Origin of the sequence: Bradyrhizobium liaoningense, from assembly GCF_018130785.1 — a bacterium.
Lineage (GTDB): Bacteria > Pseudomonadota > Alphaproteobacteria > Rhizobiales > Xanthobacteraceae > Bradyrhizobium > Bradyrhizobium liaoningense_A.
The window spans coordinates 1,122,275-1,142,885 of sequence record NZ_JAFCJT010000001.1 but is presented as its reverse complement, the minus strand read 5'-3'; the positions used below and the strand labels follow the sequence as shown (position 1 = coordinate 1,142,885).

22 protein-coding genes and 1 pseudogene are annotated in these 20,611 nt (G+C 64.6%); 18 read left to right on the top strand and 5 right to left on the bottom strand.

Going from position 1 to position 20,611, the window contains the following annotated elements:
• Nucleotides 1-56 precede the first annotated feature (56 nt).
• Entirely contained in the window at nt 57-731 is a 675-nt protein-coding gene (locus tag JQ627_RS05035; protein ID WP_212483020.1) for a spermidine synthase, read from the top strand.
• On the opposite strand, the gene JQ627_RS05030 is transcribed toward JQ627_RS05035, so the two are convergent.
• Both JQ627_RS05030 and JQ627_RS05025 read right to left on the bottom strand, forming a co-directional pair.
• Nucleotides 728-1,117, bottom strand: a complete 390-nt coding sequence (locus JQ627_RS05030) for a nuclear transport factor 2 family protein (RefSeq protein WP_212483019.1) — start codon at nt 1,115-1,117, stop codon at nt 728-730. The genes JQ627_RS05035 and JQ627_RS05030 overlap by 4 nt on opposite strands.
• A 124-nt stretch (nt 1,118-1,241) precedes the next feature.
• Nucleotides 1,242-2,156, bottom strand: coding sequence for an alpha/beta fold hydrolase (locus tag JQ627_RS05025; RefSeq protein ID WP_212483018.1), 915 nt, complete (start codon nt 2,154-2,156; stop codon nt 1,242-1,244).
• 164 nt (nt 2,157-2,320) lie between these two features.
• On the opposite strand from JQ627_RS05025, the gene JQ627_RS05020 reads away from it, so the two are divergent.
• The 16 genes from JQ627_RS05020 (at nt 2,321) to JQ627_RS04945 (ending at nt 16,244) form a co-directional block, all read left to right on the top strand.
• Nucleotides 2,321-2,704 (top strand): hypothetical protein, encoded by a 384-nt coding sequence (locus JQ627_RS05020; protein ID WP_212483017.1) that lies wholly within the window; start codon nt 2,321-2,323, stop codon nt 2,702-2,704.
• Nucleotides 2,701-3,783: an alpha/beta hydrolase gene (locus JQ627_RS05015; RefSeq protein WP_212483016.1), complete on the top strand. Its 1,083-nt coding sequence runs from the start codon at nt 2,701-2,703 to the stop codon at nt 3,781-3,783. The genes JQ627_RS05020 and JQ627_RS05015 overlap by 4 nt, the downstream gene beginning before the upstream one ends.
• Nucleotides 3,780-4,373: a GNAT family N-acetyltransferase gene (locus tag JQ627_RS05010; protein WP_212483015.1), complete on the top strand. Its 594-nt coding sequence runs from the start codon at nt 3,780-3,782 to the stop codon at nt 4,371-4,373. The genes JQ627_RS05015 and JQ627_RS05010 overlap by 4 nt, the downstream gene beginning before the upstream one ends.
• A 211-nt stretch (nt 4,374-4,584) precedes the next feature.
• The gene (locus JQ627_RS05005; protein ID WP_071915875.1) at nt 4,585-5,040 is read left to right on the top strand and encodes a phasin; all 456 of its coding nucleotides are present in this window, start codon (nt 4,585-4,587) and stop codon (nt 5,038-5,040) included.
• 161 nt (nt 5,041-5,201) lie between these two features.
• Nucleotides 5,202-6,488 carry a DUF445 domain-containing protein gene (locus tag JQ627_RS05000; protein WP_212483014.1) on the top strand — a complete coding sequence of 429 codons (1,287 nt, stop codon included), beginning with the start codon at nt 5,202-5,204 and terminating at the stop codon, nt 6,486-6,488.
• Between the two features lie 201 nt (nt 6,489-6,689).
• Entirely contained in the window at nt 6,690-7,460 is a 771-nt protein-coding gene (locus JQ627_RS04995) for an alpha/beta fold hydrolase (RefSeq protein WP_212483013.1), read from the top strand.
• 197 nt (nt 7,461-7,657) lie between these two features.
• Nucleotides 7,658-8,524 carry a phenylacetic acid degradation operon negative regulatory protein PaaX gene (gene paaX, locus JQ627_RS04990; RefSeq protein WP_212483012.1) on the top strand — a complete coding sequence of 289 codons (867 nt, stop codon included), beginning with the start codon at nt 7,658-7,660 and terminating at the stop codon, nt 8,522-8,524.
• A 76-nt stretch (nt 8,525-8,600) separates the two neighbouring features.
• Nucleotides 8,601-9,593: a 1,2-phenylacetyl-CoA epoxidase subunit PaaA gene (gene paaA, locus JQ627_RS04985; protein ID WP_212483011.1), complete on the top strand. Its 993-nt coding sequence runs from the start codon at nt 8,601-8,603 to the stop codon at nt 9,591-9,593.
• 10 nt (nt 9,594-9,603) lie between these two features.
• The gene (gene paaB / locus JQ627_RS04980; protein WP_008136594.1) at nt 9,604-9,891 is read left to right on the top strand and encodes a 1,2-phenylacetyl-CoA epoxidase subunit PaaB; all 288 of its coding nucleotides are present in this window, start codon (nt 9,604-9,606) and stop codon (nt 9,889-9,891) included.
• A complete protein-coding gene (gene paaC / locus JQ627_RS04975) occupies nt 9,891-10,667 on the top strand; it encodes a 1,2-phenylacetyl-CoA epoxidase subunit PaaC (protein ID WP_212483010.1) in 777 nt (258 codons plus the stop codon). The genes paaB and paaC overlap by 1 nt, the downstream gene beginning before the upstream one ends.
• A complete protein-coding gene (gene paaD, locus JQ627_RS04970) occupies nt 10,661-11,164 on the top strand; it encodes a 1,2-phenylacetyl-CoA epoxidase subunit PaaD (RefSeq protein WP_212483009.1) in 504 nt (167 codons plus the stop codon). Before paaC ends, paaD begins: the two co-directional genes overlap by 7 nt.
• 2 nt (nt 11,165-11,166) lie before the next feature.
• Complete coding sequence (gene paaE / locus JQ627_RS04965; protein ID WP_212483008.1) at nt 11,167-12,249, top strand: 1,2-phenylacetyl-CoA epoxidase subunit PaaE; 1,083 nt, start codon at nt 11,167-11,169, stop codon at nt 12,247-12,249.
• A 55-nt stretch (nt 12,250-12,304) separates the two neighbouring features.
• A complete protein-coding gene (gene paaI, locus JQ627_RS04960; protein ID WP_212483007.1) occupies nt 12,305-12,754 on the top strand; it encodes a hydroxyphenylacetyl-CoA thioesterase PaaI in 450 nt (149 codons plus the stop codon).
• A 41-nt stretch (nt 12,755-12,795) separates the two neighbouring features.
• Nucleotides 12,796-14,127: a phenylacetate--CoA ligase PaaK gene (paaK, locus tag JQ627_RS04955; protein WP_212483006.1), complete on the top strand. Its 1,332-nt coding sequence runs from the start codon at nt 12,796-12,798 to the stop codon at nt 14,125-14,127.
• Between the two features lie 51 nt (nt 14,128-14,178).
• Nucleotides 14,179-15,183 (top strand): zinc-binding alcohol dehydrogenase family protein, encoded by a 1,005-nt coding sequence (locus JQ627_RS04950; protein WP_212483005.1) that lies wholly within the window; start codon nt 14,179-14,181, stop codon nt 15,181-15,183.
• Between the two features lie 2 nt (nt 15,184-15,185).
• Complete coding sequence (locus JQ627_RS04945; RefSeq protein WP_212483004.1) at nt 15,186-16,244, top strand: YeeE/YedE family protein; 1,059 nt, start codon at nt 15,186-15,188, stop codon at nt 16,242-16,244.
• Here the strand turns inward: JQ627_RS04945 and JQ627_RS04940 are convergent.
• Nucleotides 16,223-17,137 carry a DMT family transporter gene (locus tag JQ627_RS04940; protein ID WP_212483003.1) on the bottom strand — a complete coding sequence of 305 codons (915 nt, stop codon included), beginning with the start codon at nt 17,135-17,137 and terminating at the stop codon, nt 16,223-16,225. The genes JQ627_RS04945 and JQ627_RS04940 overlap by 22 nt on opposite strands.
• Before the next feature lie 100 nt (nt 17,138-17,237).
• On the opposite strand from JQ627_RS04940, the pseudogene JQ627_RS04935 reads away from it, so the two are divergent.
• A pseudogene (locus JQ627_RS04935) lies at nt 17,238-18,667 on the top strand (PLP-dependent aminotransferase family protein).
• Nucleotides 18,668-18,694: 27 nt separating this feature from the next.
• Here the strand turns inward: JQ627_RS04935 and JQ627_RS04930 are convergent.
• A complete protein-coding gene (locus JQ627_RS04930) occupies nt 18,695-19,918 on the bottom strand; it encodes a bifunctional alpha/beta hydrolase/OsmC family protein (protein WP_212483002.1) in 1,224 nt (407 codons plus the stop codon).
• A 26-nt stretch (nt 19,919-19,944) separates the two neighbouring features.
• On the bottom strand, nt 19,945-20,604 hold the full coding sequence (locus JQ627_RS04925; RefSeq protein ID WP_212483001.1) for a sulfite oxidase-like oxidoreductase: 660 nt from the start codon (nt 20,602-20,604) through the stop codon (nt 19,945-19,947).
• Nucleotides 20,605-20,611: the final 7 nt, after the last annotated feature.

The window sequence follows — 20,611 nt, the reverse complement described above, 5'->3', positions numbered from 1 at the left end:
AGACGCGCTCGATCCGGGCTACGGGGCCACGACGGAAATCGTGCTAAAGCTCTTGCATGATTCCCTGGGAAAAGATCGATACCGCCAAAATCCCCGGCTCCGACGAAGAGCTCCGCCTGATGCGGCGCGGCAAGGAGTTCTCCATCAAGCTCGGCACCAACGAGCTGATGAACAACCGCCTGTCCGGCTCTGAGGCCGCGCTTGCGACGCTGGCGGCGAAGCAGATCGAGACGGTCGCCAAACCCGTTGTCCTCATCGGCGGTCTCGGGATGGGCTTTACGCTGCGTGCGGCGCTCACTGTGCTCGGGAGCAAGGCGAAGATCGTGGTCTCCGAGCTCGTGCCGGCGGTGGTCGCTTGGGCTCGGGGCCCGATGGCGGAGGTCTTCGGCGACAGCCTCGACGATGCCAGGGTGAACATCCGGGAGACCGACGTCGGCGAGATCATCCGCGCGCAGCGGTCGGCCTTCGACGCCATTCTCCTCGACGTCGACAACGGGCCGGAGGGGCTGACCCGGAAGGGCAATGACGCACTCTACAATGCGAGCGGGTTGAAGGCGGCGAAGGTGGCGCTGCGGCCGGGCGGCGTGCTGGCCGTCTGGTCATCGGGACCAAATCCGGCCTTCACCAAGCGCCTCGGCAGCGCCGGCTTCGATGTGAACGAAGTCAATATTCGCGCCACCGGCAGAGGCGGCGGCGCGCGCCATGTGATCTGGATTGCGCGGAAGAGCTAGGCGGCGATTTGTAGCCCGGAGATCGCGCGGCCCCTGCTGCCGGGCTCGCGAACGGAGTGAACGTGCAGGATGACAAAGTCGCCGTCGACGAATGAGCGCTTGATCTCGCTGTGCGAGTTCGGAAACTTTTCACGCAGGAAGCCGATGAACTTTCGGAAGCCGTCCGGTCCATCGGGCGCATTTGGATTGTGCTGGACATAACGGTTGCCGACATAGGCGAGGGCGGCGTCGGCGTCCTTCTGATTGAGGCCCTTTTCGTAGAAGGCCAGCGCGGCGGCGCGGTTGGCTTCTTCCTGCGCGCTGGCGGCCATCGCAGCGCCGCCGCCGAGGGACAGCATGAGAATGGAAGCCGCAATCATTGCGACGGACCGGACGATGAGAGGCATGTGAGCTCCGAGAGGCCGCAGCCTCTGTCTTGCGATTGAGGGAGGCCTGTATAGCTTTCACGCCGGCCCGCGTTAAGAGAGTAACCGGAAGCTCTTATGGTCACCGCGAGGAGACCGGTCGCGTTTATGCCGCCCGCGCCGCCGCCCCATGAGCGTGCTTGTCGATGGCGCGGATTATCTCGGGCCAGAAGCGCATCGGCAGCGCATGGCCCATGCCGTCGATCATCAACAGCTTTGCGCCCGGAATTGACTCTGCGGTGTCCTTGCCGCCTTCGGGCCGGACCAGGGGATCGACAGTGCCGTGGATCACCAGCGTCGGCGTTTTCACGCCATGCAGCCGCTCTTTGCGGCTGCCGGAAGCGAGCACCGCGCGGAGCTGCCGGCCGACGCCGGCCGGATTGAGCCCACGCGCGAAGACGCGCTCGGCGCGATCAGGATCGAGCGCTTCCTCCTCCGGAAAGGACCCGGCGCGCAGCACCTTCCAGGTCTCGCCGAAGCGGACGATGAACTCCTCCTTGCTGCGCGGCGGCGGCGCCATCAGCATGGCGGAGGCCTCGCGTGTCGGCGGCGGCACGCGCGGATTGCCTGTCGTCGACATGATCGAGGTCAGCGAGCGCACGCGCTCGGGAAACGACAGCGTCACCTCCTGCGCGATCATGCCGCCCATGGAGGCGCCGACCAGATGCGCGGACTTGATGCCGAGCGCGTCCATCAGGCCGACCGTGTCCTTCGCCATGTCGATCAGCTTGTAGGTCGCGGCGACGGGAATCCTGAGAAAGCGCAGCTTCAATAGCTCGAGCGGCGTCAGGCGTTTGCCGCCCGTCAGATGGCTCGACTTGCCGATGTCGCGGTTGTCGAAGCGGATCACGCGAAACCCATGCACGGCGAGCTGCTCGCAGAACGCATCGTCCCAGTGGATCATCTGCGCCCCGAGCCCCATGATCAGCAGCAGCGGCTCGGCATTGTCGTTGCCGAAAATCTCGTAGCAGATGTCGATGCCGTTGGCGCGGATGGTCTGGGGCGGCTGATGGGTGGTCACGGGCGCGTTCCCTCCTGCTGATCGATGCTGTATCGCACGGTTTGCCGCCGCAAAGAAGCCGTGTGCGCCGCACCGCGCGACCTGCCGGTTGACCGCTCCCTCGCAACGGTGTGGTATGGCGAAAAAAGAAGGGCATCGCAGCTCTCGATACCAGGAGGACGCCGATGACCGACAAGACCAATGACCCGGTCGCCATGTGGCAGAAGATGATGGGCGAGATGGAGAAGGGGTTCAACTCCTTCGCCAACCAGGCCATGTCGTCGCCCGAGTTTTCACAGGCGATGAACCGCGCGGGAGGGGTTGCTGCAGGTGCTCAGAAGCAGCTCGGCGAGCTCATGGAAAAATATCTGGTCTCCATGAACCTGCCCAGCCGCGATCAGGTCACTGGCCTTGCCGAAAGGTTGCAAGCCATCGAAGGCCAGATCGGTGAGATCAAGTGGATGCTGAGCCAGATGGCGGCAGGTTCCGGCGTATCTCAGGGCTTCGATACGGCATTGCGACCGCCGCGCACCAAGCGCCCGCCGTCCGAGGGCGGAGAGCAGACATGAATGCAGCCACCGGACTAGATTTCGCATCGATCCCGGATCGCATCCAGTCCGAGGTACAGCGCGCAATCCAACGCAGCATCAAGGGCGTCGAATATTTCTCGACCTCGGGCCCTTCGCTCGGCTCGACGCCAAAGGACGTGCTGCATTCGCGCGGCACCATGAGCCTCTATCACTACCGGCCGATGTCCGACGAGATCTACCGCGTGCCGGTCTTGATCGTGATGGCGACCACCAATCGCGGCTACATCCTCGATCTCGTGCCTGGCCAGAGCTTCATCGAATTCCTGCTCAAGCGCGGCTACGACGTCTACATGCTGGACTGGAGCGCGCCGAGGCCGGAGGAGAAGAGCCTGCGCATGGAGGACTATGTCCTCGACTTCATCCCGGATTGCGTCCGCCGCGTGCAGGCGGATTCCGGCGAGCAGGACGTCTCCGTGATCGGCTATTGCTTTGGGGGCGTCCTGTCGTTGCTTTACGGCTCGATCTTCAAAGACGGGCCGATGAAGAATTTGATCTGCTTTACCACGCCGATCGACTTCCGTGAGATGAAGCTGTTCTCCAATTTCTCCGACCGCCGCTATTTCGACGTCGATCGTCTCGTCGACAGCGTCGGCAACGTGCCGCCCGAGATGATCCTTTCCTCGTTCGAGATGCTGCGACCGGCCTCGCGCACGGTGAGCCAGATCCAGCTTTGGGAAAACATCTGGAATGACGAGTTCGTCAAGTCGTACCGCATGTTCGACCGCTGGGCGACCGACACGCTGCCGCTTGCGGGCGAGTATTTCCGCGCCATCACCAAGGATCTGATGTGGGACAACAAGCTGTTCAACGACACCATGTCGGTGGGCGGTCGCGCAGCGAAGCTCGAGAACATCAAGGTGCCGATGCTGCATGCGGTCGCCGAGCACGATCACATCGTGCCCTATGATGCCGCAAAGCATCTGATTGCGAAGATCGGCTCGGATGACAAGGAAGAGGTGATGCTGAAGGGTGGTCACGTCTCGCTGGTCGCCGGTGCAAATGCGGTAAAGCGGCTGTGGCCGAAACTGGACTCCTGGCTGGGGAAGAGATCGACATGAGTGAGCAGCGTTCCTATCCGCGTCAGGTCAAGACGGACGCGGGCGATATCGAGATCCGCCTGATGTCGCCTGCAGACGAGGCCGCGGTGCTTGCCTTCGGCAAGGGCCTGCCGACCCATGATCTGTTGTTCCTGCCACGCAACATCAGCGAGCCGAAGGTGCTGTCGGCGTGGGTCAAGGAGATCGAACGCGGCGCGATCACGAGCCTGCTCGCGGTCAGGGACGGCAAGGTCGTCGGCTGCGGCACGCTGGTGCGCGATCCGCATTCCTGGTCGCCCCATGTCGGCGAGATTCGCATGGTGGTCTCGCTCGACGTGCGCGGGAAGGGGGTGGGGCGGGCGCTGTCGCAGGAAACCTTTGCGCTCGCGCTCGGCGCCGGCCTCGAAAAGCTCTCGGTTCAGATGACGGTCGACCAGCAGGCGGCGATCGCGCTGTTCGAGAGCCTCGGCTTCAAGGCCGAGGCTCTGTTGCGGGACCATGTCCGGGACGTCGGCGGCAAGACCCACGACATCGTCGTGCTCGGGCACAACATCGCGCAGGTCCAGGCCCAAATGGAGGCCTACGGGCTGCCGGGCGCCGTCCAGCACTAGGAGCGCGGCTCGGCGCTAATGGTCGTTGGGGAACCCAGGTGGCCAAGGAGGCACCAGATTTGCCTCCCATTAAGGCTATTCACGGTTTCGTGATATCGCAATGCAATACGAATATTGCATTGCACAATTAATTGTGCCATATAAGCCGCGCCCCGGGCCAAACGGACGGGGTGAGCCCATAGCTCAACCCAATGAGGATGGAGAGACCCCAATGACCACCGAAACCAACACCGCTTTCGAGGGCTTCAAGGACGCGTTCAAGAACATCCAGAACCTGGAAGTTCCCGAGGCCGCCCGCGAGTTCGTCAAGAAGTCTGCCAACACCGCCAAGGACCGTGCTGCCGAGGTGTTCGCTGGCTCCGAGCGCGTGACCGCCGCCGTCGAGAACGCGGTGACCGAGTCCGTCACTGAAGCCGGCAAGATCAGCCGCAACATCCAGCAGGCGATCTACGAGGACGCCGAGGCGTTCTTCTCGGGCATCGACAAGCTCGCGTCCGCCAAGTCGATCAGCGAAGCCGTCGAGATCCAGTCGAGCCTGCTCCGCGCCCGCGGCGAAGTCTTCGTCTCGCGCGCCAAGGCGACCGCCGACTATGTCGGCAAGCTCGCTGCCAATGGTGCGAAGTCCGCTCAGGACAACTTTGCCAAGGTCTACACCAAGACCGCTTGATACGGCACCCTGAGTACAAACTGAAATTTGAGGCCCGCTTCGGCGGGCCTTTGTTTTTGCGCTGCCGTCATTTCGAGCGAAGCCAAGCATACAGTCCGTCGACGTGGAAAGACTCTGGATTGCTTCGCTTCGCTCGCAATGACGAGTAGGGTGATGCAGTGATGACCCCACCCGCCACTTTCTCCTTCGACACCCCCGGTGACGCCGAACGCGCGGCCGAGTTGCGTCGCGTGAAAGCGCTGGCGACGCTGGTGCTGGCCTCGACGCTTGTCCTGTTCGCCGTGGCGAAATGGCTTGTGCCTGTGCATCCCGTGTTCGGCTTCGTCGCGGCCTTCGCGGAAGCCGCGACCATCGGGGGGCTCGCCGACTGGTACGCGGTGGTCGCGCTGTTCAAGCGGCCGCTCGGCCTGCCGATCCCGCACACCGCGATCATCCAGAGCAACCAGGCCCGCATCGCCGACAAGCTCGGCGAGTTCATCCAGGTGCACTTCCTCGAGGCCGGCCCGGTCGAGGCCAAGCTGAGGGAGATCGATTTCGGCTCCTTCGTCGCCGACTGGCTGCGCGACCGCAAGCGCAGCGATGATCTCGCGCGCTTCGCGCTGCGCCTGTTGCCGGAGGCCGTCTCCGCAACGGAAAGCTCGGGTCTGATGACCTTCATCATCCGCCGCATGTCCTCACAGCTCCAGGCGATCGATCTCGCGCCGCTCGCGGCCGGCACGCTGCGCGGCTTCGTGGCAGAGGGACGGCACCAGATCCTGTTCGACGATCTCCTGCGCGTGATGCACGAGACGTTGAACCAGACCGAGACGATGGCGATGATCCGCGAGAAGGTGCGCGCGGAGTTGCCGACCCTGCTCAGGCTCTATCGCGCCGACAAGTTTCTGGTGAACAAGATCGTGGCGTCCGCCACTGCTTTCTTCAATGAGGTGCGCAGCGATCCCAAACATCCGTTTCGCGGCGAATTCGATCGCATGGTGCTGAGCTTCGTCGACCGGCTCGGCACCGATCGGGCCTATATCGATCGTATCGACGGATTGAAGCGCGATCTGCTCGCCCGGCCCGAGCTTGCCGACCTCGCCCGCACCGTCTGGGCCAACACGCGCTCCTTCATCGAGCGCAGCGCGAGCGGCGAGACGCAGGTGCTGCAGCATCATCTCGCCGGCATGTTCGTCGCCGCGGGCGAGGCGCTCGCCGGCGATGCCGAGCTGCGCGGCGAGATCAACAGGGGTCTGGTGGCGGTGCTGCGCAGCTTCGTTGCGGATCAGAAAAGCGGCGTCTCGACCTTCATTTCCGACCAGGTCAAGGCGTGGGATATGGCGCAGCTGATTTCGCTGATTGAAATCAACATCGGCCGCGACCTGCAATACATCCGCTTCAACGGTTCGCTGATCGGCGGGCTCGCAGGTCTTGCGCTCTACTCCGTAGAATTCCTGCTTCGATGGTTGTGACTTTTGCGTCACGGACGCTGGCATTCACGCGCGGGCCTATTGTCGCCTCGGGCTTGACCCGCTTGAATGTCGGGAACCGGCCGCCTAGCTGATTCATGCTGCGTTGCGGAACGTTCAAGAAGCCGGACTGTTGGAATTCGCACCCATTTGCCGGCATCGCAACCGGTAGCCTTTTCAGCAACTCTGCCCAGGGGACCATTGATGACTGCTACTGCCCAGACGCTGCGTCCGCCGTCCCGTACCCTGATGTTCCTGGAAGGGCGTGCGATCCACGAGTTCGGCGCATTCCTCGGCGCGCTGCCGCTGCTGAGCCTTGCGCCCCGCGGCGATGGGCATCCGGTGCTGGTGTTGCCAGGCCTCGTGGCCTCCGACGCGTCGACGCGCGCGCTGCGCACGTTTCTGACCAGCAAGGGTTATGCGGTGAGCGGCTGGCGCCAGGGCCGCAACTACGGCCTGCGCGAGGGCGTCCAGCATGCAATGGTCGATCTGGTGGAGGAGCTCAGCGACAAGCACGGCCGCAAGATCAGCCTGGTCGGCTGGAGCCTCGGCGGCATCTATGCGCGCCAGCTCGCCAAGATGATGCCCGAGCGCGTGCGGCAGGTGGTTACGCTCGGCAGCCCCTTCGCGGGCGATCCCCGTTCGACCAATGCCTGGCGTGTGTATGAGTGGGCGAGCGGGCGGAAGTCCGACGAGGTCGATCCGCAGTTCGGAGGTGAGCTCGCCGTCGCGCCGCCGGTGCCGACCACGGCCATCTTCAGCCGCACCGACGGCGTCTGCGCCTGGCAGGGCTGCATGGAGAAGTCGGGCGCCGAGACCGAGAGCATCGAGGTCGAGAGCAGCCATTGCGGCATGGGCCATCATCCCGCCGCCGTCTACGCAGTCGCCGACCGCCTCGCGCAGAAGGAAGGCCAGTGGCGGCCGTTCGACCGCAGCGGCTGGCGCAGCATGGTCTATCCCGATCCGCATCGGTAGCGGGCCTGCATGGTTCGAGACGCGCGGCTGTGCCGCGCTCCTTACCATGAGGGCAGGGAGTAAGGAGGCCGCGCGAAAGCGATGAGACCTCATCTTGAGGAGGCGCGAAGCGCCGTCCCGGAGGATCGAGCCCGGCTCGCCTCCATTGTCGCTCCCGTCCATTGTCGTGCCCGCATCAAACGCGCTATGCCTCGCGCATGGCGTATCCATTGTCCCGCATCACCGATCAGCTCAAGCGCGAGCCATCGCGCACCGGCTCCATCGTCATCACCGTGTTCGGCGACGCCATCGTGCCGCGTGGCGGCTCGGTGTGGCTCGGCACGCTGCTGGAATTCTTCGAAAGCCTTGATATCGACAGCGGCGTGGTGCGTACCGCGATGTCGCGGCTTGCCGCCGATGGCTGGCTGACGCGTGAAAAGGTCGGCCGCAACAGTTTTTATCGCCTGGCCGACAAAGGAAATCAGACTTTCGAGGCCGCGACCCGCCACATCTACGATCCGCCGCCGTCCGACTGGACCGGTCGCTTCGAGCTGCTTCTGATCGGCAATGGCGAGGACCGCGACGTCTCGCGCGAAGCGCTCCGCAACGCCGGCTTCGGCAGTCCGCTGCCGGGCGTGTGGATTGCGCCGTCGGGCGTGCCGGTGCCGGACGAGGCCGCGGGCGCGATCCGCCTCGAGGTCTCGGCCGAGGATGACAGCGGTCGTCGCCTGCTCAGCGCGAGCTGGCCGCTGGACCGTACCGCCGACGCCTATCTGAAATTCATGAAGACGTTCGAGCCGCTGCGCGCCGCGATCGCGCGCGGCACCGATTTGTCCGAGGCCGACGCCTTCACCGCGCGGATCCTGCTGATCCACTATTACCGCCGCGTCGTGTTGCGCGATCCCTTGCTGCCCGAAAGCCTGCTGCCGGCGGACTGGCCGGGCCGGGCGGCCCGCGAACTCTGCGGCGAGATCTATCGCGCGCTGCTTGCTCCGTCGGAACAATGGCTTGATGGCCATGGAACCAATGAAAAGGGGCCGCTGCCGCCAGCGCGGAAGCTTCTGGAAAGGAGGTTCGAGGCCTGATTTATATGTTACAGAAATATCTTGCATGAAGTAATTTTTGTTATATATTGCCTCCCAATAAAACGGGAGGATGCGCATGTATACCCAGGCGCTGAATACGGCCGAGACCGACGATCGCGGCCTCGAGGACGCGGCCAGGGCTGCGCAGTTCCAGGCCCGCATCGACGCCGAGGAGCGCATCGAGCCGAACGACTGGATGCCGGCGGCCTATCGCAAGACGCTCACCCGCCAGATATCCCAGCACGCCCATTCCGAAATCGTCGGCATGCTGCCTGAGGGCAACTGGATCACGCGCGCGCCGACCTTGCGCCGCAAGGCGGCGCTGCTGGCCAAGGTGCAGGACGAATGCGGCCACGGGCTCTACCTCTATGCCGCCGCCGAGACGCTCGGCACCTCGCGCGAAGAGCTGGTCGACGCCATGCTCGCCGGCAAGGCCAAATATTCCTCGATCTTCAACTATCCGACGCTGACCTGGGCCGACATCGGCACCATCGGCTGGCTGGTCGACGGTGCCGCGATCATGAACCAGATCCCGCTGTGCCGCTGCTCCTATGGTCCCTATGCGCGCGCGATGATCCGCGTCTGCAAGGAGGAGTCCTTCCATCAGCGCCAGGGTTACGAGATCATGCTGACGCTGTGCCGCGGCTCGGATGAGCAGAAGGCGATGGCGCAGGATGCGCTGAACAGGTGGTGGTGGCCGGTGCTGATGATGTTCGGCCCGCCCGATGCCACGAGCCAGCACAGCGACACCTCGACCAAGTGGAAGATCAAGCGCTTCTCCAATGACGAGCTGCGCCAGAAGTTCGTCGATGCCACCGTGCCGCAGGCGCAATATCTCGGCCTCACCATCCCCGATCCCGGCATGACGCAGGACCCTGAAGGGCACTGGCGCTACAGCGACATCGACTGGACCGAGTTCAAGCAGGTGCTCGCCGGCAACGGACCGTGCAACCGCGATCGGCTCGCCGCGCGCCGCAAGTCGCACGACGAGGGCGCCTGGGTGCGCGAGGCGGCAGCTCGCTATGCGGCGAAGCGCGCGCAACGCCAGACCGCGCAAGCCGCGGAATAAGGAGATCACGATGGCCACGCCGAACACGCCGCTGTGGGAAGTCTTCATTCGCAGCCGCAACGGGCTCGCGCACAAGCATGTCGGCTCGCTGCATGCGAGCGACGCCACCATGGCCTTGCAGGCCGCGCGCGACATCTACACGCGGCGCGGCGAGGGTTTGTCGATCTGGGTCGTCCCGTCCACCGCGATCACCGCGAGCGATCCCGCCGAGAAGGGCATGATGTTCGAGCCGGCGGAATCGAAAATCTACCGGCATCCGACCTTCTATGAGGTGCCAGAGGAAGTGGGGCACATGTGATGCTTGTGGCCAACATCCAGGTCTCTGAAACGCCGCTGGTGCTCTACGCGCTGCGCCGCGCCGACGACGCGCTGATCCTGGGCCATCGGCTGTCGGAATGGTGCGGACATGCGCCGATGCTGGAAGAGGATATGGCGCTCTCCAATATCGCGCTCGATCTCATCGGCCAGGCGCGCGAGCTCTACACTTACGCCGCCAAGGCCGAAGGCAAGGACAACGACGAGGACAAGCTCGCGTACCTGCGCGATGTCAGGCAGTACCGCAACCTGTTGCTGGTCGAGCAGCCGAATGGCGACTTTGCCCAGACCCTGGTGCGGCAGTTCTTCTATTCGGCCTTCGCCGACCTCTACTGGCGGGCGATGATGGCCTCGCGTGATGCGACCCTCGCGGCGATTGCCGCCAAGTCGGAGAAGGAGAGCGCCTATCATCTGCGCCACGCCTCGGAATGGATCATTCGGCTCGGCGACGGCACGGACGAAAGCCACGCTCGCGCGCAAGCCGCGATCGATCACCTCTGGGCCTTCACCGGCGAGATGTTTGCCGTTGATGACGGCGAACGCGCCCTGATCCATGCCGGCATCGCCATCGATCCCGGGACCTTGTGCGGCCGCTGGCTGACGACGCTCTCCGATGTCGTCAGCGAAGCGACGCTGGCGCTGCCGCAGAACGACTGGATGCAGCAGGGCGGCCGTTCCGGCCGGCACAGCGAGCATCTCGGCCATCTCCTGTCCGAACTGCAATCGATGCAGCGCACGTTCCCGGGGCAGACATGGTGACGGTGCTCGACCGCGACAGTGAGTTGCGCCGGCGCGCATGGGACGCCGCCGCGAACGTGGTTGATCCCGAGATTCCAGTGCTGACCATCGCTGATCTCGGCGTGCTTCGCGATGTCGTTCTCGACGGCGATCATGTCGAGGTCGCGATCACCCCGACTTACTCAGGCTGCCCGGCCATGAACATGATTGCGTTCGAAATCGAGGTCGCGTTGGAGCGCGCTGGCTTTCATCGTCCGAAGGTCCGCACGGTGCTGTCGCCGGCGTGGACCACCGACTGGATGAGCGAAGAGGGGCGCCGGAAGCTGCGCGCCTACGGCATTGCGCCGCCGCAAGCCTCGAGCTCGCGCCGTGCGCTGTTCGGTGAGCAGGCGGTCGCATGCCCGCAATGCCGCTCCGACAATACCGAGTTGCTGTCCGAATTCGGCTCGACCTCCTGCAAGGCGCTCTGGCGCTGCAAGGCCTGCCGCGAACCCTTCGATTATTTCAAGTGTCATTGACCATGTCAGCAGCCGCACCGCGCTTCCATCGCCTGGCCGTTAGCGACCTCCGCCGCGAGGCGGCCGACGCCGTGTCGTTGACCTTTGCGGTTCCCGGCGAACTCGCGGGCGATTACGCTTTCGCGCCCGGCCAGTACCTCACGCTCCGCACCATGCTGGATGGCGAAGAAGTCCGGCGCTCCTATTCGATCTGCTCGGGTCCTGACGATGGCGAAATCCGCATTGCCGTGAAGAAGGTCGACGGCGGAGCATTTTCGAACTGGGCGGCGGATGAACTCAAATGCGGCGATGAGCTCGACGTCATGACGCCGACCGGACGCTTCGGCGTGATCCCGCCGGCAGATGGCGGACGCATCCATGTCGGCTTTGCCGCAGGCTCCGGCATCACGCCGATCCTGTCGATCGTCAAGGGCGTGCTCGCGCGCGAGCCGGACAGCCGCTTCTTCCTGTTCTACGGCAACCGCGCGACCGACAACATCATGTTCCTCGAGGCGCTCGAAGAGCTGAAGGATCGCTTCATCGATCGCCTTTCGATCTTCCACGTCATCTCCGGCGAGGAGCAGGACATCCCGATCCTGCATGGCCGGCTCGACGGCGACAAGGTGAGGGTGCTGCTGCGCTCCCTGGTACCGGCCGCGAGTGTCGATCATATCTTTATCTGTGGTCCCCTTGGCATGAGCGAGGAGATCGAGGCGACTTGCAGGGATCTCGGCATCGCGGAGGAGCGCATCCACGTGGAGCGCTTCGTCTCCGAATTCGGCGGCAAGCCGCGACCGAAGAAGATCGTTGCGCCCGACGCGCCTCCGAAGGCGATGGCCTCGCTGATCATCGACGGCAAGCGTCGTGACGTGCCGGTTGCCGAGGACGAGGCGATCCTCGATGCCGCGCTGCGCGCCGGCGTCGATCTGCCTTTCGCCTGCAAGGGCGGCATGTGCTCGACCTGCCGCGCCAAGCTGGTCGAGGGTGAGGCGCCGATGGACATCAACTATTCGCTGGAGCCCTGGGAGTTGAAGGCCGGCTTCGTCCTGACCTGCCAGGCGAAGCCATCGTCGGAACGAGTCGTGGTCGATTACGATCACGTTTGACAGTTATGGCCGGGCAGCAGAGCATTATGGCCAGGCATTTGGCCGGGAGAAGCGCGTGAACGTCAAAGCCAACCTTTCGCCCGAGGATATTGCCCGCGCCTGCGCCGACGCCATGTGGGCGGAGGACGATGCCTCCAAGGGGCTCGGCATGGAGATCGTCGAGATCGGTCCGGGCTTCGCGACGCTGGCGATGAATGTGCGGCCGGACATGGTCAACGGCCAGCGCATCGCCCATGGCGGCTTCATCTTCACGCTCGCCGATTCCGCCTTCGCCTTTGCTTGCAATTCGCACAATGAACGTGTCGTGGCGGCGCAGGGCCAGATCACCTTCATCAAGCCGGGCAAGCTTGGTGACCGCCTCGTTGCAAAAGCACGCGAGGTCAGCCGTGGCGGACGCTCAGGCATCTACGACGTGCGCGTGACAGTGAGTGACACCGTCATCGCGGAATTCCGTGGGCATTCGCGTGTCATTCCCGGCACGTGGCTGCCGACGCAAGATCAATAACAAGATCAATAAAAAGAACCAACCAATGTGGGGAAACGAGGATGGCTCTGACGAGGCTCAAGGAAGGTGGCAACGCCTATAGTGCCGAGATGGACGCGCATGAGCGCGCGTCACGTGACGAGATCATGGCGCTGCAAAAGCAGCGGCTGGCCTGGTCGCTGAAGCACGCCTACGACAACGTCGCGCATTATCGCCAGTCCTTCGACAAGGCCGGCGTGCATCCGTCCGACTTTCGCGAACTCTCCGATCTCGCGAAATTCCCGTTCACGGTGAAGACGGATCTGCGCGACAATTATCCGTTCAACATGTTCGCGGTGCCACGCGAGAAGCTGGTGCGCGTGCATGCTTCCTCGGGCACGACAGGCAAGCCGATCGTTGTCGGCTACACCCAGCGCGATATCGATACCTGGTCGGAGGTGATGGCACGCTCGATTCGCGCCGCCGGCGGCCGCACGGGCATGATCATCCACAACGCCTATGGCTATGGCCTGTTTACCGGCGGATTGGGCGTGCACTACGGTGCCGAGAAACTTGGTTGCACCGTGGTGCCGATCTCCGGCGGCATGACCGAGCGGCAGGTACAGCTCATCAATGATTTCCGGCCCGACATCATCACGGTGACGCCGAGCTACATGCTGGCGATCCTCGACGAGTTCAAGCGCCAGAAGCTCGACCCGCGCCAGTGCTCGCTCAAGGTCGGCATCTTCGGCGCCGAGCCCTGGACCAATGCAATGCGCGGGGAGATCGAGGATGCCTTCGACATGGACGCGACCGACATCTATGGCCTCTCGGAGGTGATCGGCCCCGGCGTCGCGCAGGAATGCATCGAGACCAAGGACGGCCTGCACATCTGGGAGGACCATTTCTATCCTGAAGTGATCGATCCAGAGACCGGCGCGGTGCTGCCGGACGGCGCAAAGGGCGAACTGGTCTTCACCTCGCTGACCAAGGAAGGTTTTCCGGTGATCCGCTATCGCACCCGCGACCTGACGCGGCTGCTGCCGGGCACGGCGCGGCCGGGCATGCGGCGCATGGAGAAGGTGACCGGCCGTTCGGACGACATGATCATCCTGCGCGGGGTCAATCTGTTCCCGACCCAGATCGAGGAAGTGCTGCTCGCGACCGACTGGTGCGGCGGGCATTTCATTCTTGAACTCACACGCGAAGGCCGCATGGACGAACTGACCATTATTGCCGAGGCGCGGCCCGAACACTGGGACGGTCGGGGGCTCGTCGATCACGCCGACCGCATCTCGACCCACATCAAGAACACTATCGGCATCAGCTCCCAGGTGCGCGTGGTCGCGCCGGCCACGCTGGAGCGCTCGCTCGGCAAGGCCAAGCGCCTCTACGACAAGCGGCCGAAGGATTGACTTGGCCGCGCCCAAAGGCGACAAGGCCCGCGAGAAATCGTGGGCTTTTCGATGTCGCCAGCCGATACCAAAACCGTCGAAGCGCGCTGCGTGCGCCTCAACGCCAAAGCCGAGAGCGCCGCTGCGATCGCACCTGGCGTCGAGCCTCATACGCTGGCGCGCGGTCCCAATGATCTCCTGATCGAGATCAAGGCCGCGGCCGTCAACCCGTCCGACGTCAAGGCCGCCACCGGGCTGATGCCCTATGCCGTCTTCCCCCGCACGTCCGGCCGCGATTATGCCGGTGTGGTGATTGGCGGACCGGCGGATACGATCGGCCGCGAGGTGTTCGGCTCCTCCGGCGATCTCGGCATCCGCCGCGACGGCACCCACGCCAGCCATGTCGTCGTCGAAGCTGACGCCGTGGTGGAGAAGCCGAAGACGGTGTCCTGGGAGGAGGCCGCCGGCATCGGCGTGCCCTTCGTCACCGCAATGGAAGGCTTTCGGCGCGCCGGCATTCCAAAGCCCGGCGAAACCGTGCTGGTGTTCGGCGTCAACGGCAAGGTCGGTCAGGCCGCGGTCCAGATCGCAACCTGGCAGGGGGCGCGCGTCATCGGCGTGGTGCGCAAGGCGGAAGCCTATGAGGGCCATGCCAATGCGCCCATCGAGGTCATCGACGCCTCCGCAACCGATGTCGCCACGCGCGTGCGCGAAGTGACCGGCGGCAAGGGCGCCGACATCGTCTTCAACACGGTCGGCGATCCCTATTTCCAGGCCGCGCACAAGTCCCTCGCATTACGCGGCCGCCAGATCCTGATCGCCGCGATCGACCGGATCGTGCAGTTCAACATCCTCGAATTCTATCGCGGACAGCACACCTATGTCGGTATCGACACGCTCGGCCTATCCTCGGCAGCGACGGGCGCCGTGCTGCGTGACCTCGGCCCGGGTTTTGCGAGCGGGCACCTGAAACCATTCCCGATCAATGCGAATGCCGTCTATCCGCTGGAGCGCGCCAAGGAGGCCTATGTCGCGGTCGCCGGCTCGTCGCGCGATCGGGTTATCCTGAAGCCTTGATCATGGACTCGTCCACTCAACTCGTCATCCTCGCCGGCCTTATCATCGGCTTGGTCTACGGTGCCGTCGGCCTGCTCAGCGGGTTCTGCCTGATGAGCAGCATGCGCGGCTGGCTGGCCGAGGGAGACGGGCGGCTGGTGCGGACCTACGCGCTGGCGATTGCGGTTGCGATCGCTGCGAGCCAATTCCTTGCCGGTCGAGACATGGTCGATCTCGGCAAGTCGATCTATCTGCAACAATCCTTTTCGACGCCGGTGCTGTTCCTCGGCGGCCTGTTGTTCGGCTACGGCATGGTGCTGTCGAACGGCTGCGGCTCGCGAGCACTGGTGCTGCTCGGCCGCGGCAATCTCCGCTCCTTCGTCGTCGTGATCGTGCTCGCCATTGCCGCGCAGATGACGCTCAAGGGCCTGATCGCGCCAGCCCGTATTGCACTGGTTCAGGCCTCGCAAACGACCGTCAACGCCAATTCGCTGCCGTCACTGTTGGCGACGCTTGGTCCCGGTGAAGCGGTCTCGCGCGCGCTGACCGCTGCTGCAATGGTCATTGCGCTGATCCTGTTTGCTTTCGCACACCCGGCGTTTCGGCGTTCGCCCGGCCAGATTGCAGCCGGTGTCGTCGTCGGCCTCCTGGTCGCCAGCGGCTGGTTCGTCACCGGCTATCTCGGCGCCGACGATTTCAATCCCGTCCCGGTGACGTCGCTCACCTTCATCGCGCCGATCGCGGACGCGCTGCAGTTCGCCATGCTCTCGACCGGGCTGACGCTCAACTTCGGCATCGCCACCGTTGCCGGCGTCCTCGCCGGCAGCCTGGTCACCGCGCTCGCCACAGGCCGGTTTCACCTCGAAGGTTATTCCTCGCCGCGCCACATGCTGCGCTCGGCCGGTGGTGCAGCGCTGATGGGGATCGGCGGCGTGATGGCATTCGGCTGCTCGATCGGGCAGGGGCTCACCGGTGTGTCGACGCTCGCGCTGGGCTCGTTCGTCGCGGTCGCCGGCATCCTGCTCGGCACGACGGCGGGCCTGCGCGGTGCACTGCGGGTTCAGCCGCTCGCGGTGGCCTGACCGCGCAGCAGCCGGTCGCCCAGCGTCGCAAGGCCAATGCCGGTGACGATCAGAGCGGCCGCGACGGCCAGGCTCATGTCGATCGGCTCGCCCAGCAGGATCGCCGCACTGGCGATGCCGACGAGCGGCGTTCCAGTGGTGCCGAGCGACGTCGTCAGAGCCGAGATGCTCTTGTTGACCATCGACATTGCCCAATAGGCCAGTGCGGTCCCGATCAGGCCGGAATACAGGAACAGCAGCACGAGCTTCCAGGACCATTCCGCGTGCGGCAGTCCGTCCGTGATTGCCGCCGACCCTGTCAGCACGATGGTCGCCACAAGCACCTGCCAGATCAGCAGCTGAAGCGGGGAGGCAATCCAGCGATGCGCGCGGATGTAGATGATGTTTGCAGCCCAGGAGATCGCGGCCAGGATGACCATGCCGGCGCCGAGCACGACGTTGGTATTGGTCCAGTCGATCGATGCCGGGTTCATGATCACGGCAAGGCCGATCAGCCCGAGCAGGGCGCCGGCGAGTTTTGGCGCGGTCAGCGTATCCTTCCCCAGCAAGGGCGCGGCGATCGCGACCCAGAGCGGCGTGGTGTAGCCGAGCACGATGGCCTTGCTCGCGGGCAGGAAGCGCACACCGGCCGCAACCAGGACAGAGAATATCGTCATGTGCAGCAGCGCGACGCTCAGGATCACGGGAATGTCGCGTCGCTCCGGGATCACCAGATTGTTGCTCAGCCCGAGGATCACGAACAATCCGGCCAGCGCTATCCAGCTCCGGATCGCTGAAGTCCACAGTGGCGGAAGGAACTGAACGAGCTGTTTCGTGACGGACCAATTCACGCCCCAGGCCAGCACGACGATGAGGAACAGGCCGACGGCCGTGCGGGGTGAGAGGGAGTTCATCGCAAAATCCTTGAAGCAGTCCAGCCCGGTGGATAGCATTCCGGTTGGCACCTAAAAAAGTGCCAGATTGAAAAGGAATAAGGTGCCAGTTTCGGAAAGCATGATCTCTGCCCTGATCGACCTGAAGCGGGTCGACGACGAAGGGCTGGCGGCGCAGCTGACGGGGCAGCTGCGAAACCTGATCGCGGCCGGTCGCCTCGGCAAGGGCCGCGCGCTGCCGTCGAGCCGCCGGCTCGCGAGCGATCTCGGCGTCTCGCGCAACACCGTCACCTATGCGTTCGAGCAGCTCGCCGCCGAGGGATATCTCGAGACCTCGCGCGGCCGCCGTCCGGTGGTCACGGCCGACGGCGGCGCGCAGGGTGAGGGGTGGGGGCGGTCGTATCCGGCGCGCGCTCCGCAAAGTTGCGGCTCTCTCCGTGGGCTTCAAAGCTCAAGCGGGCGGACTGGCCGATGTCCTATCAGGCACCGCTGAAGCCGTTGCGTCCGGGCCATGGTGATTTCAGAGAGTTTCCGAACGAGATCTGGGCCCGCTGCCTGCGCCGCAGCGCCGTGCGTGCGGCCAAACGTGAGCTCGGACCGGTCAACCGCACACGCCTCTGCGAGGCGCTGGCGCACTATCTTGCGACCAGCAGAGGCGTTCGCGCCACGGCTGATCAGATCCTGATCCTGCCCAGCGCACAGGCCGCGCTGACCTTGATTGCCGCGTCGCTCATTACGCCCGGCGATGACGTGTGGGTCGAGGACCCCGGCTATCCCGGCGCGGCGGCCGCTTTCCGCGCGTCCGGCGCGCGCGTGACAGGCATGAAGCTGGATGAGCAGGGCATGCAGCGGATGCCGGGACTGGCCGCGCCAAAGCTCATCTTCATGACCCCATCGCACCAGCACCCGACCGGGCGGCTGATGTCGCTCGCGCGCCGCACCGAATTTCTCGGTCTCAGCAGGCCAGGCGAGACCTGGATCGTCGAAGACGATTACGACGGCGAATTCCACTATGACAGCCGGCCGGTGCCGGCCTTGCAGGGGTTAGACGCCCATGGCCGCGTGTTCTATGTCGGAACGTTTTCGAAGGCGATGACGTCCGATATCCGGCTCGGCTATGTCGTCGCGCCACCAGGGCTGGTCGGCACCCTGGAGATCGCCCAGCGGCACATCGGGCTGATCGCCTCCAGCCATATCCAGGAAGCGCTGGCGGAGTTCATCGCCGACGGGCATTTTCTCGCGCATCTGCGCCGGATGCGCCGGCTCTACCATGCGCGCCGCGATCATCTCGCGGCGGGACTGGAGCGCCATCTGGGCGAAGTTCTCTCTGCCGAAGTGCCCTCGGGCGGCATCCAGCTCGTCGCCCGCCTCAAGCGCGGCCGGGCCGATCAGGCGGCGGTGAAACGGCTGGTCGAGGCAGGCGTTGAAACACGGGCCTTATCCAGCCTGGCGCTCGGCCGTCCACGCGACCATGGCCTGCTGCTCGGCTTCGCGGCCTGGCGCGAGAACGAGATCAGCGCGGCGTTGCGGACGATGGCGTCGTGTTTCTAATGCAGGCGCGCTAGTCCACGGCCTTGCTCACGATACGGCCTTGGTTACGATGCGAATCTCCGAGGTCAGCGTCCGGTGTACCGGACACTTGTCGGCGATCTCCATCAGCTTCTTGCGCTGCTCCGCATCGAGCGCGCCGTCGATCGCGATGTCGCGCTCGATCTGGTCGAGCATGCCATCGCGCGTCTCGCACTCCGCGCAGTCCTTGGCATAGATCTTGGAGTGCTTCAGCGTGACCGTGACGCGGTCGAGCGGCAGCGATTTGCGATCGGCATAGAGGCGCATGGTCATGGAGGTGCAGGCACCGAGGCCGGCCAGCAGGAAGTCATAGGGGCCGGGGCCGGCATCCTCGCCGCCGGCCGCAATCGGCTCGTCCGCCACCAGATGATGCGGGCCGACGGTGATGAGCTGGTTGAATTTGCTCTTGCGGGTCTCCTGCACCACGACCCTGCGCGGCTCCGCCTCAACGTCCGTGGCCTTCGCAGGCCTTGCCGCGTCGATGTAGCGGCTCGCCCAGGCGACGATCACGTCCGCTGCGTAGAGCGCGTCGGCCGGCTTGGTCAGCAGATGATCGGCATGATCAAGCGAGACGAAGCTCTTGGGGTGTTTTGCCGAAACGAAGATCTTGGTTGCATTGTCGATGCCGACGGTGTCGTCGACAGGTGACTGCATCACCAGCAGGGCCTTGTGCAGGCCGGTGATGTCCTTCATCAGTTCGTGCTCGGCGATGTCGTCGAGGAATTCGCGCTTGATCCGGAATGGGCGCCCCGCCAGCGAGACCTCGACTTCGCCCTGCGCGCGGATGGTGTCGAGATGCTCGCGGAACAGGCCGGTGACGTGAGCGGGATCGGACGGCGCCGCGATGGTGGCGACAGCCTTGGCTTCCGGAATCCTTCCGGCGGCGGCGAGGATCGCGGCACCGCCGAGGCTGTGGCCGATCAGGATCGACGGAGCCTTGCGGACCTTTCGGAGATGATCGGCGGCGTGCACGAGATCAGCGACGTTGGAGGAGAACGTCGAATTGGCAAAATCGCCCTCACTGGAGCCGAGCCCGGTGAAGTCGAAGCGGAGCACGGCGATGCCCTTGGCGGCGAGCGCGACCGAGATGCGTTTTGCTGCCAGCGTGTCCTTGCCGCAGGTGAAGCAGTGCGCGAACAGCGCGTAGGCCGTGGGCTCGCCATCCGGCAGCTCCAGCGCGGCCGCTAGCTGATGGCCGCCTTCGCCGGTAAATTGAAAGCGTTCAGTCGGCATGGGCTTCTCCCCGTCCTTGCTTGAACCTAATCGCCTGAATAACGCTGCTCGGCCCAGGGATCTCCGCGGTTGTGATAGCCGCGGACTTCCCAGAAGCCCGGCGCGTCCTCGGTCAGGAATTCGATGGCCTGAAGCCACTTCGCGCTCTTCCAGAAATACAGATGCGGCACGACCAGCCGCACCGGGCCGCCGTGCTCTTCGGTCAGCGGCTGGCCCGACCAGCTATGGGCGAGCAGCGCGTCTTCGGCGGCAAAGTCTTCCAGCGCGAGGTTGGTGGTATAGCCGTCATAGGAATGCAGCGTGACGAAGCGGGCATCCTCGCGCGGCCGGCAGGCCGCGAGCAGCTCACGGGTCGCGAGCCCTTCCCACTGATTGTCGTAGCGCGACCAGGTCGTCACGCAGTGAATGTCGGAGGTGAACTGTACCTGCTTCTGCCCAGCGAACTCGGCGAAGGTCCAGAACACGGGATTCTCGATCGCACCGTAAACGTCGAGCCGCCAGCGCTCGCGCGAAACCGGCGGCACGACTCCCAGATCGAGCACCGGCCAGTCCTTGGTGAGATGCTGGCCCGGCGGCAGCCGCTGATCCTCCGGTCGCGTCACGCGGCCCGTGAGGAAGCGGCCTTCGCGCGCCCATTTCTCCTTGGTGCGCGTCAGTTTGCTGTCGGATGGCGTCTCGTCGGCCATAGGTTAC

Excerpts from the sequence above, each read along its gene's own strand:
- JQ627_RS05035 (WP_212483020.1), top strand. The coding sequence starts at position 57 with ATGATTCCCTGGGAAAAGATCGATACCGCCAAAATCCCCGGCTCCGAC.
- JQ627_RS05030 (WP_212483019.1), bottom strand. The coding sequence starts at position 1,117 with ATGCCTCTCATCGTCCGGTCCGTCGCAATGATTGCGGCTTCCATTCTC.
- JQ627_RS05020 (WP_212483017.1), top strand. The coding sequence starts at position 2,321 with ATGACCGACAAGACCAATGACCCGGTCGCCATGTGGCAGAAGATGATG.
- JQ627_RS05015 (WP_212483016.1), top strand. The coding sequence starts at position 2,701 with ATGAATGCAGCCACCGGACTAGATTTCGCATCGATCCCGGATCGCATC.
- JQ627_RS05010 (WP_212483015.1), top strand. The coding sequence starts at position 3,780 with ATGAGTGAGCAGCGTTCCTATCCGCGTCAGGTCAAGACGGACGCGGGC.
- JQ627_RS05005 (WP_071915875.1), top strand. The coding sequence starts at position 4,585 with ATGACCACCGAAACCAACACCGCTTTCGAGGGCTTCAAGGACGCGTTC.
- JQ627_RS05000 (WP_212483014.1), top strand. The coding sequence starts at position 5,202 with ATGACCCCACCCGCCACTTTCTCCTTCGACACCCCCGGTGACGCCGAA.
- JQ627_RS04995 (WP_212483013.1), top strand. The coding sequence starts at position 6,690 with ATGACTGCTACTGCCCAGACGCTGCGTCCGCCGTCCCGTACCCTGATG.
- paaX (WP_212483012.1), top strand. The coding sequence starts at position 7,658 with ATGGCGTATCCATTGTCCCGCATCACCGATCAGCTCAAGCGCGAGCCA.
- paaA (WP_212483011.1), top strand. The coding sequence starts at position 8,601 with ATGTATACCCAGGCGCTGAATACGGCCGAGACCGACGATCGCGGCCTC.
- paaB (WP_008136594.1), top strand. The coding sequence starts at position 9,604 with ATGGCCACGCCGAACACGCCGCTGTGGGAAGTCTTCATTCGCAGCCGC.
- paaC (WP_212483010.1), top strand. The coding sequence starts at position 9,891 with ATGCTTGTGGCCAACATCCAGGTCTCTGAAACGCCGCTGGTGCTCTAC.
- paaD (WP_212483009.1), top strand. The coding sequence starts at position 10,661 with ATGGTGACGGTGCTCGACCGCGACAGTGAGTTGCGCCGGCGCGCATGG.
- paaE (WP_212483008.1), top strand. The coding sequence starts at position 11,167 with ATGTCAGCAGCCGCACCGCGCTTCCATCGCCTGGCCGTTAGCGACCTC.
- paaK (WP_212483006.1), top strand. The coding sequence starts at position 12,796 with ATGGCTCTGACGAGGCTCAAGGAAGGTGGCAACGCCTATAGTGCCGAG.
- JQ627_RS04950 (WP_212483005.1), top strand. The coding sequence starts at position 14,179 with ATGTCGCCAGCCGATACCAAAACCGTCGAAGCGCGCTGCGTGCGCCTC.
- JQ627_RS04945 (WP_212483004.1), top strand. The coding sequence starts at position 15,186 with ATGGACTCGTCCACTCAACTCGTCATCCTCGCCGGCCTTATCATCGGC.
- JQ627_RS04940 (WP_212483003.1), bottom strand. The coding sequence starts at position 17,137 with ATGAACTCCCTCTCACCCCGCACGGCCGTCGGCCTGTTCCTCATCGTC.
- JQ627_RS04930 (WP_212483002.1), bottom strand. The coding sequence starts at position 19,918 with ATGCCGACTGAACGCTTTCAATTTACCGGCGAAGGCGGCCATCAGCTA.
- JQ627_RS04925 (WP_212483001.1), bottom strand. The coding sequence starts at position 20,604 with ATGGCCGACGAGACGCCATCCGACAGCAAACTGACGCGCACCAAGGAG.